This is a genomic window from Plantibacter cousiniae (nom. nud.), assembly GCF_977070315.1.
The window spans coordinates 124,407-141,065 of record NZ_CDRVEU010000012.1 but is presented as its reverse complement, the minus strand read 5'-3'; the positions used below and the strand labels follow the sequence as shown (position 1 = coordinate 141,065).

Genomic DNA, 16,659 nt, shown 5'->3' with positions numbered 1-16,659 from the left:
GCCGCAGCAGGCTCTCTCCGTCAGTCTAGCCTTAGCCTTTCCAACTGTCGCGAATCGCCTCTACCAGGAGTCTTGCGAGCACCTGAATAGAGAGATTCTTTAGGAAATTTTTCATTCCAAGCCCTCTCGATACGGGCCTTTGTCTTTCGCAACGCTTTTCCGGAACACAGGCGCTGTCGAGAGCATGGTCAGATGATCCCAGTAAGACGCAGGCAGGGTGGGTAAAATCCTCAGGATCGAATCCGCGCGGATTACAAGCCCGCGTCCCTCGGGGTTCGTGTAACTTGCTTTGGTGGCACCCCTGCCTGGTATTACATTTCACATCTGACTGTGAGCGATATTACCCTCTGAGTAGGCAGAGTGCCATACCGACCCAGCCCCAATAACAAGGAAACCTCGCGGTAAAGGCTATCGCTCAGGCAAAAAAAAACCGCCTTAGTAGGGCGGTTTTTGGCTGCATTACGGTTAGTAGCCGCTTTGCAGGGTCTTACAGGGATCATCTGACTGGGATCATATTTACAAAAGTTGACACCGATGGCAACTCATATTTGATCAACGGCCCCTAGAGCCATGTGCCCTGGCTCGGCTCGGTGACCTCTTGGAGAGACACCAATCTGTGCGCGAGGATGTCATAAGGCTACCTGCGGACAGATCTCGTTGCCTATCTTTTTTCTTTACCTGTGCTCAACTGGTGCAGTCGGCTAAAGGCAGGGAAGGTTTCGGTCAATTTCCTCAAAGCCTGACTCGTCTCAATGCGATGATCCATGGCCTCCCGTATCGGTAAACGCGTTTGTCTTTCTGCATCTGTGTCCCCGTTGTTCCTCAGCTCCTTCGCTTTCAGATGCAGTGCTTGGATTTCGTCCGCAGCTTGACTATCTTTTTTCTGCGCTTCATCAAACTGGCGATAGATTTGTGTTCGGCCTTCATGATCCGGATGGAATTCAGCGGCTAGCTGAATGTCCGCCAAAACCGACAAGGAATGCTGGATAGACTCAAGCGCTTTAAGAGCTTGCGGAAGGAAACTATTAAGCGGGTAATCTTGTTCAGCCATATTCTCCACCTGGTTATCCACGGACGCGAATCAGAGCGCCCATGCACTATGCCAATGTCACTATTGATACGCCACTGCTGCTCCGTTCGGTACGCTGACTGGCACAGCGACACCCACGTAGCCAGAGGATGGTGTGATAAGTGTACCGGATGAGGCCGTGCCGATGGCCAGCGATCCCCCAGTCAAATTGATCATCTCTGAAACAAGACCGGGAGGAGGGGATCCGAAGAACGCGTAACTTCGTCCAGCATCGATGACTCCATCCACTCCAGGGTAACGAGCGTACCAGGTGGGCAGATCCAACTGGTTATCGGCCACCGGTCCTGCCCGGGTCGAGAACCCTAGTGGATATCGGCGTCCGTCATGGCCCAGTACAACGCTGTCGAGGGACACGCTGATTACCTTGAACCCACCTGGCAGCTCAGCATTACCAACGGATGCATCAACCTCGAAACCACCTCCATACAGCAACGTGGCATACAGAGCGTTATTCGTCCTGAACACGGTCTTGACCACCGGCAACTGCGGTGTGGTATTGCTGGCCGGGGCGGGCATAGTGTAAGCGGTCTGCGTTACTTGAACCGGCGCAGACGTAGATGTCTTGCCCCCGTTTACGATGTCTTCCTTCGCTCGAGCCCGCGCCGCCTGAGCTGTGAAGAGTAGGGTTTCACTCTGCACTTGGGACAACTCGCCAATGTTGATCCGACTAAGGTCGGTGGGAGAAGGGTCGGCCGCGACGGCCATGTTGCCGACAGCCACGCAGGACAACAGAAGGAGCAGCAGAATCGAGGCGCGAGTGTCAATGCACATAGAGGTCACCTATGACGTTCCAGGTTAATTTGCCGTCTTGAAAGTCGGTTTTGATTTCACGTAGGCGCATTCCAGTGCTTTGCACGCCTTGAAGAACAGTCGCTGGCGGCAACAGGCTCGTGTAGCGGATTTCGAAGTGTCGGTAATCCGGGGGCGGTGGTGGTGGAGGCGCGGGTTGGCCAGGCAAAGCTGGTGGCTGGACAACCGTCACAGGTACTTCCGTGATCTTGGGCTGCAGGTCTTGGGCTTGCAGCCATGAAGTGATGCTGTCCAAAGCCTGCGTTGCCGGGTTCAGAGCGTCATCACCCGCCAGCGGCAGCTCGAACGTGAGCTTCACTGCGGCCATGTTGCCTTCGTCGTAAAACGCTGGTTTATCAGCAAAGTAGCCCGCCGTAGCTGCGCTGAAAGCCATCGTGGTGCTGTTGCCGGTGCGGTTGTAGTTGGCCGACATCAGCGTTCCGTCGCATTTAGCGGAAACGAATAACCGCCCTTCGATTGCCGGTGGTAACTGGTCAATTGCGCCGTTACAGCCTTCAAGAAATACTGGGACAGAAGGCTGTTTCACCCACGGATGCACAAGCGCCTCGATCACAACTGGTGCGTTTGTTCGCTGGTTCAAGGCATCCAATTCAGCTTGCCTTGCCGCCTCTGCCGCTTTCTGCGCCTGGCGAGCAAGTTGCAGCTTATGTTCGTTCCACTGGTGCCACCCAATCAGGCCTGCCACGACCAAGGCACCAATCACCGCGGCTTTCATCAACTCCTGTCTGGACAGGCCGAATGCCAGCGGTGTCAGCTTGTATTCGCGCTTGAGGTTTGATGGCTGCAACAATGTTTCAGGGTCGAATTGTTCGCCACCGCGACCAAACTCCGGCGGGAGAAAGATCTTGTCGAAGCTCATCGAGCGGCTCAACTGCTGAGCCACTTTCTTTTTTATTTCCTCACTGCTAGGTTGAGCCAGTGCCACAGGCTTTGACGACTCCGGCAGTTGGTAACCTGGCCGCAGTACAAAGCAGACACCGCGTGTGACTTCGTTGACCTTGACCTGCCATGCCGGACCGGCCAGGACCTGCAGCGTGTTGCGCAGGCTCATTGGCCCTAGCTTGTACTGGGCAGCAGGAAGAGGGCGTGTGAACAAGATGTTTACGTGACCGGTGCTCGGTGGGCACAAGGTGTAGCCTGAGCGGCTGACCACATACTGCATCGCATCCTGGACAGAAGGATGCATGTTGGCGGGAATGCTGACGTCGATGATCTGGGCCATCAGATCGCGTTGCTCAGTTTCCGGAGCAGTATTCACCAGAGCGTAGCGACCATAGCGCACCATCGGCTCCTGACCGGACTTGGCGCCCCTTGAGTACAGGTCTGGCGAGAGCAGCTCAGGATTCTGGCTGCTGTCGAAAGCTGGTCCAACCGGTTTGTCCGCGACAGATGTGCATCCGGCGAACAGCGCGAGTATGGAAAGTGTGGAAAGCTGCCTGATCATGTGTGCCTTGACCCCATTTCTTGATGGTGGCCAAGGTGCCAGCGCTTAGGTTGCAAAGCACTGCTAAACCCTTAACGGATCGATTGAGGTTATTCGAGCTGGCGTGGGAATAAGGGAAGGTGGGGAGTGCGTCGCGTAAACCCTCCTGCTCAATGCGACACTCCGGCCGGTAAGCTAATGACGATGAAGGCTGACAAAGTCAGCCTCCTTGGTTGTTGTAGACAACGAGTTAAAGCTTAGGATGCAATAAACTGAGTGAACAAAACCAATGCTACAAAAAGAATAATCTGTGCGGTCCATGGGATTGTAAGCAGGTACTTGAACTTCGCAGGGAAGCGTCTAATCTCTTGAATATCCGCCAAGCCCCTTTTTTTGCCTAGACCTGGCACCCACAGGTAAAAATAAATCATGCTGCAACGCATGATTTTCCCAAAAGCCCCGCATTTGAGAAGGCCATCTTGTTATGTTCTACAAACACACAGCTGGGGAGGCAGCGTTCAAATTTTTCGGTATAAGCGTGTGCGATATAAAAAGTAATGCACATCATTACAACGATCGATAGAGTAATCATAGTCGCTATTAACCCGACATCCACGTCAGTCGTTGACTCTGACCGGCGCACCCGTGATTTGAGTCGTACCCTTGCTCACTGTGGTAATGGCGTTGCCCTTGATCTCAATGCCATCCGGCGTGAGGGTGATGCTGCTTTCCCCCACTTGGAGAATGATGTGTTGCTTGGCGTTGACCTGGATGAACTGGTTATCCACCTGAATCGTCAGTGAGCCTTCCTGAACGTTCATCACGGTGTCTTTCTTGATGATCTCGGTTTGCCTGCCATCGACAGTCATCGTGCGGTTGTTGCCAACTTTATGGGTTTCGTCGAGCTCGATCTCGGTGTCCATGTTGCGCTCAGCGTGCATGATGAGTTGCTCGGCGCCGGCCTTGTCTTCGAACCGGAAGAAATTCGCCGTCCCGCCGTCGCCCTTCATCGACCGGGTCAAGAAACCACTCTGAGTCTTGTTCGCCGGAAGCGACCATGGCGGGGTATTCTGGCTGTTGTAGAGGCTGCCCATGATCAGCGGACGGTCAGGGTTGCCGTCGAGAAATACAACGACGACTTCGTCGCCGACACGGGGTATCTGAATACTGCCGAAGCCGCCACTTGCACCGGACTGGGCGACGCGTACCCAACAAGAGCTTTTGTCGTCGAACTGGCCGTTGCGATCCCAGTGGAACTGCACCTTCACGCGGCCCATTTCATCGGTGTAGATTTCCTCACCAGGGGGGCCAACGATAATTGCGGTTTGTGGGCCGTTAATTGAGGGTTTGCGAGTTGCTAACTGAGGCCGATAAGCAATTTTTTTGCGAACACATACAAATTTGTTGAGGTAACCGGCCTGATCACCAGTCAAGTAGTTATTACTACCTACGTGGTCAACAGATATGATTAAGAACTGCCGGTTTTCAGAGGTGCCAGCATCGTGTTCGTAGTGCTGGGTCAGCTCGAACGTATAGCCCGGCTTCATGACACGACAGTTGCTATCGCCATAAAATGTTTTACCTAATAACTCCAAGGCCTCAATCCGGTTACGGACCATTGCCTCACCATCCTCATAGTTTCCATGAGTATACTGCCCCGGGAAATCGTATATCTCAAAACTGTCGATGTCTCCCTGCTGATTCATACTCTGCATGGAGACTGGCAGCGCATTGTTTGGCTGGCGGTAATCAAAGGTACGTACGGAAACTTTGCCTGACTGCAGTTGGCGAGTCGCACTCCACTGGGTAATCGAGTCAGCCGTCTCGGTCACTGAGGCTGTGTGAAAACGAATCTGAGGCTGCTCCGCCAAAGGCACTAATGTGCTGGAGTCATCAACTACAACCATCACGTGCGAGTCGGCAGTGTGCTCGAAATAGTAAAAAAGACCCTCGTTTTCAAGAAGTCTCTGTACAAAGTTAAAGTCGCTTTCGCGGTACTGAGTGACATAACTATGATTTTTTAAGGACTTGCTCAGGCGAAATTCGTACTTTGGAAATGCTCCATAACTGCCAAATACTTCAGTTAACACATCTTGAACTGTTTTATCTTGAAATGTTCGCGTATCAAATCTACAGGTAAGCATCCATAACCACGGCCCAAGTACCGCACTGTAGCGAGAAAGCCCTCCATCGCTCCCTTGAGTACTAAAACGGTTCACGTAGCCGTTTATGTATCGTGTAGAACCATCGGCAAGTTCGATTTCCACGGTCGCGGGGCGGCCAATGAGTGACTTTAGCTTCACATCGGAACGCTGGCTTAGTAGCGCCAAATTTAGCTCGAAAAGTCGGGACAGGCTTTCTGAACCAGAAAAATGCTCCAGCAGCATTTCCTCATCACCGCCGGACGCAAATGTATTTAGCTTGAAAAGCCTTTTATTCTGCGGGCTCAGCATGGAAAGAAGGTCTGTCAACATTGTGCGCTCCTTGAAAACTGGCTACTGGCAAAACTCATCGGTCTACCTTGGTAACGAAAATGCGGCCAATCCAAGACGCCGCGCGCCTTGAACGAAGCTCTTCCACATTCATGAATGTGTATTCCTGATGTTCTCTCGCCTCTTGATCCTTCAGACTACGTAGGGAAGAGATACTGGTACGATGGTAGAACAGCATAAATAGGGCAATAATTATAAATAGAAAGACGAGCAGCATCGCTGGCGATCTATAAGCGTGGAAAACTGGATAAATCAATATTCCCAGGCCACCCCCAACAGCGCCGAGTGCCCAACGATTCTCCTGCTTTGGCTCAACGACCTCCACGCGCTGCGAGCGTACGATCAGAGACTTTCTAGGACTCCGCCATACACATAGTAGCGAATAGATAATCGTGCAGAGAACTAGAGGTATACAGCTGATCAATAATGACACGCCAAGTCCCAACTTAAACTGCTTGTAGGTTGCGACTAACGCCATTAAAAATGCGAATCCAGGGGCAACACCCAAATTCGTAAATAGCCTAAGACTGGCATACTTACTAAACCTTTCAGTCCGGTACGCGCAGTCAACGCACCAGTAAGTCACCCATATTACAAATACAGCGGAGGGAATAGTCAATATACTCGGTACGACAGCCGCCGAAAACACAGCCAACATGGTGAATAAAAACCAAGCGCCCCATATGGTGGCTAAGTATCGATGCGGTTCAGTATGGAACATTATTGGTCTTTTCCTGTCAGCAAATTACCGAGAGAGGTACCCCACCCGCTTACATCGTCGCTCATAATAATCTGTATTACGAGGCCCACACCTAATCCAATCGCAATTACTACTACCGCAGGCGCACTCATGGTCGCGCCAATCGCTACTCCACTTGCAAAAACTAAAGCATTCGTGGGCTGGCTATAGGCAGTTTTCTCCAAAAAATCCCTGCCACTAGTGGCGCTGTTTATATCCATAACCAATTGTGGGCCGAACGCGAGAATCGGGCCGGCGGCTTTCCCGACGAGCATCTTCCCAACCCCTCGCTGACTATACAAATCGCTGTCGACATGCGCAGTCGATCTTAACGCTTTGGCTGTATTGTATGCCGGGACATGAATCGTATTGCCTACGACGTTACCGCCCACTCGATAGATACTAGCTTTGGCCGTGGCTGGTATTTCAAAGTATAAGTTACCGCGTACGCGAATTAGCTTGATCCTGCCACGAAAAGCCCGATGAGCAGAGACACTTCCTGGCTTTCCACGGGAGGCCGCCCATTTTTTAAGCTGCGTCTTTGTCGATTTACTAAGATCGAGTAGATTTTCAACCTTGGTTGCTTTCGAACCTGCATGGAGGATACCTCCCACACTCGCAAGCGTGCCTGGCAGGTTAGCTGTAGAAAATAGCAAAGGGCCCACGACCGGAATTTTTTCCGCCTTCTCCTTGAGCTCCAAAAACTGTTTTGCTGCTACGTTAGGGGCTTTTTTTAGCTTACCAAACAAGAAAATCAGCGTCGTGTAGTAGTCTTCGGTTTCTTCAGGAGAAAGCTCAGCTTCTGGAGAGCTAAGCTCGCTGATGAGAAATTCCGCAGCACTTAAATCGTCAGTGGCGTAAGTGCCTGCGATGTCCAAGGATGAGGGGAAGGCCCTAGCGGCAACAACACTTGGCCATGGCAATGACCCTTCGCCCAACAATCCTTGCTGGGAGCCTGTCCCCATGGGATCTGCAGCTGTACATGGATAGAGTCCATTACTCACGACCAACCTCCTTTTAAATGCTGGCTCAATGCAAATTACCGTCCAGCAATAGCAGCAAAAAGGCCACCCATCGTTACGAAAGCCTCTAGAAACCAAGATGCATTCGCCACTGGTCAGAACCGCAGCCCGGAGTTACTTAGGCTTCTACCGAGCAATACTTTTCGCTTCCACGCATCAGTACTGCGTTTTCAACCCGAAAGCTATGCTAAAAGCGGCGGAAATCCGTAAAACCAAAACTTCAGCAGCGCCCTTGCTTCAAGTCTACCCTAGGCGACTAGCGATTACTGCACCCGGCAGTGACTGCTCAGACATGCTTAAAACGCGAAAGTGCCATCAGTGTTGGAAAAGAAGGATTCGTCATAGCGCCTAAACTGTCGGTCGCACTGAAAAAATCATAGCTGCTTTGTCACCCCCCTCCATGGGAAACAGTCAAAGCATCCAGGCCAAGGTTTGTTTGCTCAGTTCTTCCGCCTCTGGATCGATCAGATCGCTGGCCAGGGCGCGCTTGTCCATGAGCATCTGCCACAACTGCTGGTCGATGGTGTCCTCAGCTAGCGGGATTTTGACGACAACCATTCGCAACTGCCCGTTGCGATAGGCTCGATCCTCTGCTTGGTCCTGCAGCCCTGGTGTCCATGGAAGCCCCAAAAAAAAGACGTAGTTGGCCGCAGTGAGGTTGTAACCTGTACCGGCGGCCGACCTGGTCCCGATAAACACCCTGCAGTCCGGATCCTGCTGGAAAGCATCAATCGCCTTCTGTCGTTTCTTGGGCGAGTCACTGCCTACCAACGTCACGCACCCGACGCCCATCTTGAGGCAGTGATCACGCAAAGTGGCCACGGATTCCTGATACTCGCAGAAGAGGATCACCTTGTCGTCGACGTCCAGCTCGGCCATCAGATCCGCCAGGATCCGTACCTTCACGCGCTCGAGCAGTTGGCGCAGTGCGCCCAGCCTTGCGAATCGATGCTGGTCGCTGCGCATGATCTGATTGTACTCGTCACGTTCTACTTGGCTGAGTATCACAGGTACAGTCTGGCGCTGCTTCCCCTTCAGGTTGGGCAGCACATCCTTGCGGCGTCGAAGCATCCAGTCAGATATCTCATCTCTAAGCGTCTTGCGAAACTCAGGACTGCCGGCGAATCGCTCGCAGAACTCATTGAGGGGCAGTTGTCCGATTGGATGGCCTGAAAGCCTGAGGAGTGTGTGCAGTTCGGCTTCGCGATTGAGCACAGGCGTGCCCGTCAACAAATAGCGGTTTTGTACCTGAGCCGCGATGTCGAAGCCGTGGCGTGTCCATGCTGCAGTGGGTTCCTTGAGTCGATGAGCCTCGTCAATGACCATCACTGCAAAGCGATTCGCGTGCATGACAAAGTCACCCAGCCTCTCGTAGTTCACGATGATCCAGCCAGCGTTCGCATCAAAAGTTTGCATGGCGATTTGAGCCTGAGGAAACACCATCAGGATCTCACGCTGCCAGTTGATGATCAGGCTGTTGAGCACAATCACCAGAACCGGTTTACCTTGGGCGCGTATGCCAGCGGCAATCACCGCCTGGCGGGTTTTGCCCAGTCCCATGTCGTCGGCCAGTAGCGCGCTCGTGCGCTGCAACAGGTGCTTGATACCTGCTGGTTGATGATCCATCAGCGAGAATCCTTCCAGCGCCTTGTCGATATCGGCACTGGTCAACTCGGTGTTTCTGATGGATGGGACAGATGCCAGGTAGATAGCCGGAACTTCATCCCCCAGGTGAATGCGTCACGGTGCACGTCGGACTGGGCAGAGGTGATCCTGTCTCTGAATGCTTGCCAGCTCTCGATGTGTTTGCCGTCTGCGAGCTCTGCCAGCTCGCGGTACAGAACATCAAGGTCGTCGAGCAACTTGTCTTTGGGCACACGCCAAAACTGGTTCAGCGGGTGATCAGACCTTCGTATGAAAAAGCCCCTCCGGCGAAGCAAAAGCTTGTTGGCACCTTGGAGGTAACTGAGCGACAGCCCGAAGTCGTAGCCATCGAAAATGGCTTTGCGCAGCAGGACCGGTCGCTTGTTCATCAATCGAGGCGATCCCATCTTCAGAGCCCCCTGTCCAACAAGCTGTTAGCCCAGCCCACGATTTCCTCACCAAATCGGATGTTGAAGATCGATTTTTCGTCAGCATAACGCGCCATCTTCATCGCCATATTTGGCCATTGCAGGAGCACTGGAATACGACCGCTCCTGACTGCTGCCATGAATAACTCAAAAGCGTTCATCACTGGCGAGTGAGCATCCGGGGTTTCGTTTTCTTGATCTCTGATCTGAACGATGTGCAAATGCTGGGGAGTAAAATCGCCACTCACTCGCTTATTACGGCCTGTTCTGAGTGTGAGCTCGACCGATGCCAACGGCAGTCCAGCAGATCGGATGGATAAGAGTCGACAGTTGCCCGAATATGCACGGAAGTCGTATGTGTCGATGCAGTGACCCAGAGAGCGATGCTCCTGGTCTAAGTCTGCTGGGCAGCGTAATTCGACAATCTGCAAACCGGTCACACTGCAGGTGATTGGATCACTGCCCAGCAGCAGCCCCGGCCACCTTGTGAAACAGTCGGATGGCTCAGGTGGGTAATCCCGCTCCAGCCTCGCTCTGATGTCTGCGAGTGCTCCATGGAACGCATCGACTACATTGGAAATTTGGCGGAAGTTTAAACCGCTTACGAACGCGTACAGCCGGCGCTTGGTGTTACGAGCCTCGCAACTTCCAGCGCGTTCTAGATTGTCGAACAGCTCTCTGAAATCAACAAGTTTGGCCGCCATGCCTGACCAGGCAGGGTCTGCCCAGTCAGTAGGGCAGCCCACCAAAAGATTGTTCATGTCACGCAAGGGGCGAAGTAATCGCCATGGAATAGCTGACCGGAACGCATAGAAAAAACGCCATTCTGCTTTCGTTCTCGGGCGACGATTGCCTAGCACAGAGCCCGCGATCAAATGCTCCCAGCCTGCCTCAAGGCCCTCAGAATTCAAACGACTGAGCGCGCTGCCGGTGTCGTAGACCCGCTGCTGGCCAAGGAATCGGATCGCGGACGTCGGGACTGAGAACAACCATGCTAAGACCCTGTTTAAAGGCAAGCCTGTGTCTACGGATCGCCCTAAGAACCCAGCCCCGTCCATGACGGTTTCACCCTCCCATGAGCAGCAAAACTCCTGAAGTTCGCGCCATGGGCATTCCTCCAGTAGTCCACCTGCAATCATGGGCCACGGCATTCCAACCCCAACGATCAATACCGGCACCAACACCGGTTGTGCTTTCAAGGCCTGTAGTCGACGTGTGCGATCGCCTTGAGCGAGCCAGTTGTAAAGTTTGGCGGAAGGGCACTGCACGGAACGCACTGCATGCAGCAGCTCCTGGTCGAGACTCTGACAAAACCTCTTCACTGCCGCGCCGATACAGGTGATGTAAAATCGGCCGCGTGGGGCGTAAAAACGTTTGTTCCGGCCCTCTGAATTAAACGCGCCCAAATCGTACTTCGTCAGCGGTCTTATACTAAGTTCCACTTCATTCCGCGCCAGATCCCGCGCTGGTTTGCAGAATGATGTAAGAAGGGCATCCGCACTGTCATGAGTAATAAACTTATGAGCCAGCTTCAAAGCTTGGCTCGGACTTGGTGCGTGGCCTGGGACTTTTCTCTTCTCATCAAATCGCACCGCTGAAATCAGCTGGCCATCGAAGTATTGCAGCTGCCTGCCGAGCCGCGCCACAGTTGGACGTGCAACCGAGTCATCGTTATGAAGAGCAACGCACCAGCATCGAGTTGATGAGGTGTGAGTAAGGTAGTGCAGTATGAACTCGTCACGTCCTTCCGCCGGTACGTGGAAATGGTCAGCCCATGTGTTGGCAACAGCACGATGACGCTCTGGGAATTTTGCAATATCGAGAAGAGTTTGGACGAAAGTTGTTTCGCAAATAGGCTCGGCGGTCATGAATCAATGAGCTCAAAGTGACTTGAGGCAGCACTGTCCTAGACCTGATCTGCGCTCGCCATGCGTAACCGTAAACGTGGGGGGAGTGGGTTAATCGCGCTGAGTCAGAAATTGAAGCTTTGCTGTTGCTCCTGGGCAAAACCCTTTAGCCACGATGCGCGCATGGCTGGATGCCGGTAGGGGCATTCGTGGAGGGGGACGCCTTTACGCGCGGCATCAGCACCCGCGAGCATTACGGCATGGTGAGGGTTGTTGAATCGACGCCGATCTGAAGTCTCATGCGTCGCTGCTGGGGCTGCTCTCACAACTGAGGATTCCCGTGGAGTAGATCGGATACATCCAAGGCTTCACGAACGAGGCGATTTTTTCAACCTGCAGGGTGTTTTACAGTTGCCAGCACCGCAGCTTCTTGCCGAGCTTCCTTTACGTCGATGTTATCGAGACGCGCTTCAAAAAGCTCATTCAGGGTCATTTCATCTTCCACTGATGTCCCGGTGATGACTCCTCCATTCCTGATAACCACCTGATTCAATTCACTCGTCAGGGCGGTCCTTGATGCGGTGTCGTCTGGCATGCGGATGACATAGGTTACAAAGTTGTTGAGACTCATGAGATTCGACCAGTAAGAGATTTATCGTAACTTGGGATACCCGACGTGAAGGGTTCTTTCACCCGCTGATCCACGTAAAGGGCGTTTTTTTGCTCTGGAGAGTAAACAGTTCAGAAGTAGCTGCCTGCTGGTGAAGAACGACGCTGATCAGTTTCGTTTCCACCAGCAGCATCACGCAGAGGGCGCGATTTTTTGGAGAGGCGTGCTACACAGGAATGTCGTCGTCGAAATCCGTTGGTGCATCGTTGCTGTTGTTCTGCGCCGGTTGCGCCGGCTGATAACGCGTCGCCTGTTGAGGCTGGGACTGCGTTAAATGCACGGCTTCAATTCTGGCCGGAAGGATCGCCACGCGTGAAGCTTGCACCTTCAACTGCGTAAAGTCGTCCCCATCCTTGGTCCAGCTATCCATGATCGCCCGGCCTTGGATCAGCACCCTCATGCCTTTCTGATAAAGGTTGGCATAGTGCTCTGCTTCTTTGTGCCAGAACTCGACGTTGGCCCAGAATCCTCCACGGTCCTCAAAGCCTTTGCCATCGCTTTTTGGAATCGAGTTGTCGAAGTAAACGTTCAGCCGTAGCAAGCGGCGTGGTTCATTGTTGCCGTTAGCAAACTCCTTGAATTCTGGAACAGAGCCGATGTTGCCTTCCCAATCTACTGATGTGCCCATGTTAGGACTCCTTCTGGGTGTGTGGGGTACCTCACCGTTGCGCAGGTGATGTAGGATCTGTGCGACCATGGCTTCATTAAGTGGGTTATGTCTTTTTGACATGCTCAAACTCCTGTCTCAGAAAGCCGTGATAAAACCTCACGAGGCTTGTCCCCCATCAACGTCCATCACTTCCAGCTCGACCAGCCTTCGGCCCAGACGAATGAGGCGGAACAGCTTGACGATGCAGGCGTCGTCAAGACGTCCAGCCAACACAGCATCCCGGTCTTCATATCTGGGGCTGGCCGTACCTCCGGTACTGCCTCAACCAGAGCCTCTTTCCAGAGTCTGAGGGTTTCCTGTTCTTCAGCTGTGAGTTCTGCTTTCGCACGCTCCTCAAGGACTTTCGACTGCAGAGTGGCTAGCCGATCCTCGACATCAGATCCATCGTCATAAGAGATGTCATTGGCCAATGACTCAACGAGCTGAGTACGAAGATAGCCGAGGCAACTGACTCGGTAAGCGGTCAGGCTGCTCCAACCTATCAGTTGGCTAAACGGCGTCAGTAGACTGCTTCTAACGTGGCTATTGAAGTCGCTCGTGGAGTAGACCCAGTCATGTGTGCCAATACGGTTGAAATGAAGTGCGGTTTTGATGAGATCGAGTTTCTGGTCCAGGCTCTCAGTGGGCAAAGGATATGTAGCAGCAATCAGTTGTTTCGCTCTTGCGTTCCGCGCGTCCTGCCGACGTTTGGCCGCTTTCTCGTCGCGGACACGTTTTTCCTTGGCATGCTCGACATGAGAGTTGACTGATTCAAGGAGCTGCGCGGCCTGAGTGAGCAGTTCACGCTGTTCTACGCTCAAGTAATCACCCAGTCGGCTAACCAAGCCGCGGCCCATCTGATGGCCGGAGCTTAAATTGCGAAGCTCACGTGACGTGTTCGTAAGCTTGGTCTGAGCGGCGCGCAGTTCTGATGAGTTGTACTGCTCGTTGAGCTTCTGCATCAACTGAGGAGTAATGCCGGAAGCTTCCGTGAGATTTGTCTTTGCCATCTCATTGACCCCCTTTTACCAGGGCCTCTACGGCGGACTCAGTCATCGCCTCGAAACGGTCGGACCATTGCGGAAAAAGCTCAATCACCAGCTCTCGAATAACCTGAAGCGCGCTCGGTGCACGTCGATTGGAAGGTTTCTTGTATTCGAGGCGATGTGCCGACATGCCTGCTGTAGATCCCTCGCGGAAAGTTACTGAAGCAGGAACTGTGCTGTTGAGGACATCGACTTCCATGTTGTCCGCGAAGGTCCTCCTAAGAGCGTCATGAATCCCGCGAGCGTCAACGGTCTGGTCGAGGCAGTTGACATCGGGTACTGGAATCAACGTGCTCGCAACTGACAGGCCGCTGCCTGCCTGCCTTACTGACTGGCCCGCGTCGGCGCTTTTTGACCCAGGCGTATCAGTTCGTTGGAGAAGCACAAACCAGCGATGATCAGGGCCGCTCCCGGATAGAGGCTTTCGCGCGGTACTTCATTGAGGGCTACAAATGCCAGCAACGCCGCAAACAGCGGTTCGGTGAGTTCAAGCGCTTGCACCTGGGATGGCTTGAGGTACTCAATGGCCTTGGTCGTGCAGAAAAAGCCGAGGATGGTCGGCAGGGCGGCCAGCGCCAGCAGTGCGGCAATAGCCATTGATGACAGCTCGCCGATCACGAAACCATCGGCGGCGGCCGGCATCAGCAGGTACAGGCTGCCGAAGAAGAGCAATTGACGAGTGAAATGCAGGCCTCCCGAAACGCCCATTTTTTTCATGGCAACCGAAAACGCACCGTAGCCACAGCCTGCGATCGAGGCCAGGGCTGCACCTTCCAGAGTGAAGCCCTGTTGCAAATCAGCGCCGAAGATCACCGCAATACCTGAGATGGCCAGTGCGGCGCCCACGGTTGCGTTTGCTGTGATGGCATCCTTCAGTAACAGGCGCCCCAGAATGATCGACGAGATTGAGGCACTGGCCATGAGTACGACGACGACACCCGCCGCAGCGTAATGTCGGTAGGCGGACGTTTCGAAATGGAAGAGCACGAAAATACCAAGGAACGCGCAGATCGCGGCCTGGCTCCATTTGGCGGCTGATGTCGGACGCTTGAGGAAACGCAGCACGATCGAGAGCAGTATGCACCCCAGTATCGTTTTGATGACGGCAACGCTGCTGGAGGTGAAGCCATTGCTCATGAGTACCTTGCTGAGCACACCAATGGTTGCGTTCAGTGCGGCGGCGGAGAGCGCAAAGATAACGCCCTTGCTGAAATTGGATTGCATTGATGACGTTCCCTGTCGCTGGTTTGTCGTTTGAGAGGAGTGAAGCGGTTGCGGGTGGCCTGCAGATCCACGCTGGCCTTGGCAATCATCGGGCAATGTTCGGCGAGTTCGATAAACCGGGTCAAGGCCTGAAAAGTTGTCGAATGCGGCAGCAACCCATAAAGCAGGTAATCCTTGACGCCTGACACGAGCGTCAAAAGCAGTGCGAGCAAGACGTTGGCGCACGACCACGGAAAGCAGTTCCAGCTTACTGGGGCTGCGAATCAGCCGATTGACCAGCAGATACTTCAGGTTTGCCGGTGCGCCGATCAGCAGGGTTGCCAGTAGTAACAGCCGAGGCGTGGACTCGCCCAGGTAAATCGCCAGGCTGTGCCGGAAAGTTGATATTGTTTCGCCATCTTAATCGGCCGGGTTCAGTTGTTGATGTACGTTACAGAGACCGTGTTACCCGGGTTTACATCATGGACGATCATGATATATTAACGCGATAATGTGTTTAAAGGTGGATAAATTAAATTTAATTGTTGTTTCTCGATCAGTGAATGTACGCTCGTTTAAATATTGCCAGAGGGCGATAATGAGCATGCGTACGTCGAGGCGCTACAGGGCTTAATTCAATAGATTACCCGCTAATATGAGTGACTGCCATGAGTGATATTCTAAATAAAATAAAACATTACAAGCTTCAAGAAATAGAAGCGGCAAAAACTAACGTACCATTAAGTCGCATCAAGCAGCGTGCCCTCGAACAGTCCAGTCCCCGCGGTTTTTATAAAGCACTGAAAGCAAAAGAACAGCAGGGTCTGTTGGGGCTCATTGCAGAAATAAAGAAAGCAAGTCCATCAAAAGGCCTGATTCGCGAAGACTTCAACCCGCCCGAACTGGCGAAGGCTTATGAAACCGGTGGGGCCGCCTGTTTATCCGTTCTGACCGACACGCCCAGCTTCCAGGGTTCCCCGCAGTTTCTCATCGATGCGCGAAACGCTTGCGCCCTTCCTGTGTTACGAAAAGACTTCATGTTTGACACTTATCAGGTGTATGAAGCACGTGCCTGGGGTGCGGATTGCATATTGCTGATCATGGCCTCATTGACTGACGACCTGGCCGCCGAACTTGAAGATGCGGCCATGACGCTGGGGATGGACGTTCTGGTGGAAGTGCATGACGAACATGAAATGGAGCGTGCGCTCAAACTGTCTTCTCCGCTGCTCGGCGTCAATAATCGCAACCTGCATACCTTCGAAGTAGACCTCGGCACAAGCGAGCGACTGGCATCCATGGTGCCCGCAGGCAAACTGCTGGTCGGTGAAAGTGGCATCGGCAACCATAACGATTGCCTGCGACTCAAAAAATCCGGCATTACTACCTTTCTGGTCGGCGAAAGTCTGATGCGTAAAGAGGATGTTACTGCGGCCACAAGAGCACTGCTGACCGGCAGTGCTGACTGACGCGAAGGAAACTCACGGCTCAGGGGGGCGTTAATGCGCTCCTTTGACCGCCCTGCACTTGTCCAGACGTATGCAGTTGATTGGCCCTGAATGCTGTGGAATCAGTATCCACAGCATCACGACCTGA

General features: G+C 53.2%; 15 protein-coding genes. 1 reads left to right on the top strand and 14 read right to left on the bottom strand.

Annotation, left to right across the window (positions count from 1 at the left end; genetic code table 11):
* Positions 1-661: 661 nt before the first annotated feature.
* The 14 genes from ACW55A_RS21655 to ACW55A_RS21590 form a co-directional block, all read right to left on the bottom strand.
* Complete coding sequence (locus ACW55A_RS21655; protein ID WP_198701503.1) at positions 662-1,051, bottom strand: hypothetical protein; 390 nt, start codon at positions 1,049-1,051, stop codon at positions 662-664.
* Between the two features lie 60 nt (positions 1,052-1,111).
* Positions 1,112-1,861, bottom strand: coding sequence for a type IV pilus biogenesis protein PilP (pilP, locus tag ACW55A_RS21650; protein WP_498811602.1), 750 nt, complete (start codon positions 1,859-1,861; stop codon positions 1,112-1,114).
* Complete coding sequence (gene pilL2 / locus ACW55A_RS21645; RefSeq protein WP_498811601.1) at positions 1,851-3,344, bottom strand: PFGI-1 class ICE element type IV pilus protein PilL2; 1,494 nt, start codon at positions 3,342-3,344, stop codon at positions 1,851-1,853. Before pilL2 ends, pilP begins: the two co-directional genes overlap by 11 nt.
* A gap of 596 nt (positions 3,345-3,940) precedes the next feature.
* Positions 3,941-5,797, bottom strand: a complete 1,857-nt coding sequence (gene tssI / locus ACW55A_RS21640) for a type VI secretion system tip protein TssI/VgrG (RefSeq protein WP_117144296.1) — start codon at positions 5,795-5,797, stop codon at positions 3,941-3,943.
* Positions 5,798-6,535: 738 nt separating this feature from the next.
* Positions 6,536-7,558 (bottom strand): hypothetical protein, encoded by a 1,023-nt coding sequence (locus ACW55A_RS21635; RefSeq protein ID WP_498811600.1) that lies wholly within the window; start codon positions 7,556-7,558, stop codon positions 6,536-6,538.
* 429 nt (positions 7,559-7,987) lie between these two features.
* On the bottom strand, positions 7,988-9,247 hold the full coding sequence (locus ACW55A_RS21630; RefSeq protein WP_498811599.1) for a DEAD/DEAH box helicase: 1,260 nt from the start codon (positions 9,245-9,247) through the stop codon (positions 7,988-7,990).
* Positions 9,244-9,609 (bottom strand): hypothetical protein, encoded by a 366-nt coding sequence (locus ACW55A_RS21625; RefSeq protein ID WP_498811598.1) that lies wholly within the window; start codon positions 9,607-9,609, stop codon positions 9,244-9,246. The genes ACW55A_RS21630 and ACW55A_RS21625 overlap by 4 nt, the downstream gene beginning before the upstream one ends.
* Positions 9,610-9,629: 20 nt before the next feature.
* Positions 9,630-11,516 (bottom strand): hypothetical protein, encoded by a 1,887-nt coding sequence (locus ACW55A_RS21620; protein WP_498811597.1) that lies wholly within the window; start codon positions 11,514-11,516, stop codon positions 9,630-9,632.
* A gap of 104 nt (positions 11,517-11,620) precedes the next feature.
* Positions 11,621-11,821, bottom strand: a complete 201-nt coding sequence (locus ACW55A_RS21615) for a CrpP family ICE-associated protein (RefSeq protein ID WP_096115387.1) — start codon at positions 11,819-11,821, stop codon at positions 11,621-11,623.
* 62 nt (positions 11,822-11,883) lie between these two features.
* Positions 11,884-12,126, bottom strand: coding sequence for a hypothetical protein (locus ACW55A_RS21610; protein ID WP_117182460.1), 243 nt, complete (start codon positions 12,124-12,126; stop codon positions 11,884-11,886).
* 205 nt (positions 12,127-12,331) lie between these two features.
* Entirely contained in the window at positions 12,332-12,793 is a 462-nt protein-coding gene (locus ACW55A_RS21605; RefSeq protein ID WP_498811596.1) for a single-stranded DNA-binding protein, read from the bottom strand.
* 167 nt (positions 12,794-12,960) lie between these two features.
* The gene (locus ACW55A_RS21600; RefSeq protein WP_498811595.1) at positions 12,961-13,824 is read right to left on the bottom strand and encodes a hypothetical protein; all 864 of its coding nucleotides are present in this window, start codon (positions 13,822-13,824) and stop codon (positions 12,961-12,963) included.
* A gap of 1 nt (position 13,825) precedes the next feature.
* Positions 13,826-14,059, bottom strand: a complete 234-nt coding sequence (locus ACW55A_RS21595; RefSeq protein ID WP_498811594.1) for a hypothetical protein — start codon at positions 14,057-14,059, stop codon at positions 13,826-13,828.
* 125 nt (positions 14,060-14,184) lie between these two features.
* Positions 14,185-15,315: a DMT family transporter gene (locus ACW55A_RS21590; RefSeq protein WP_498811593.1), complete on the bottom strand. Its 1,131-nt coding sequence runs from the start codon at positions 15,313-15,315 to the stop codon at positions 14,185-14,187.
* Between the two features lie 416 nt (positions 15,316-15,731).
* On the opposite strand from ACW55A_RS21590, the gene trpC reads away from it, so the two are divergent.
* Positions 15,732-16,532, top strand: coding sequence for an indole-3-glycerol phosphate synthase TrpC (gene trpC, locus ACW55A_RS21585; RefSeq protein WP_455809632.1), 801 nt, complete (start codon positions 15,732-15,734; stop codon positions 16,530-16,532).
* The last annotated feature ends 127 nt before the right edge of the window (positions 16,533-16,659 follow it).

Coding starts and splice junctions, on each gene's coding strand:
- ACW55A_RS21600 (WP_498811595.1), bottom strand. CDS start 13,824: ATGGCAAAGACAAATCTCACGGAAGCTTCCGGCATTACTCCTCAGTTG.
- pilL2 (WP_498811601.1), bottom strand. CDS start 3,344: ATGATCAGGCAGCTTTCCACACTTTCCATACTCGCGCTGTTCGCCGGA.
- trpC (WP_455809632.1), top strand. CDS start 15,732: ATGAGTGATATTCTAAATAAAATAAAACATTACAAGCTTCAAGAAATA.
- ACW55A_RS21610 (WP_117182460.1), bottom strand. CDS start 12,126: ATGAGTCTCAACAACTTTGTAACCTATGTCATCCGCATGCCAGACGAC.
- ACW55A_RS21655 (WP_198701503.1), bottom strand. CDS start 1,051: ATGGCTGAACAAGATTACCCGCTTAATAGTTTCCTTCCGCAAGCTCTT.
- pilP (WP_498811602.1), bottom strand. CDS start 1,861: ATGTGCATTGACACTCGCGCCTCGATTCTGCTGCTCCTTCTGTTGTCC.
- tssI (WP_117144296.1), bottom strand. CDS start 5,797: ATGTTGACAGACCTTCTTTCCATGCTGAGCCCGCAGAATAAAAGGCTT.
- ACW55A_RS21605 (WP_498811596.1), bottom strand. CDS start 12,793: ATGGGCACATCAGTAGATTGGGAAGGCAACATCGGCTCTGTTCCAGAA.
- ACW55A_RS21625 (WP_498811598.1), bottom strand. CDS start 9,609: ATGAACAAGCGACCGGTCCTGCTGCGCAAAGCCATTTTCGATGGCTAC.
- ACW55A_RS21595 (WP_498811594.1), bottom strand. CDS start 14,059: ATGGAAGTCGATGTCCTCAACAGCACAGTTCCTGCTTCAGTAACTTTC.
- ACW55A_RS21620 (WP_498811597.1), bottom strand. CDS start 11,516: ATGACCGCCGAGCCTATTTGCGAAACAACTTTCGTCCAAACTCTTCTC.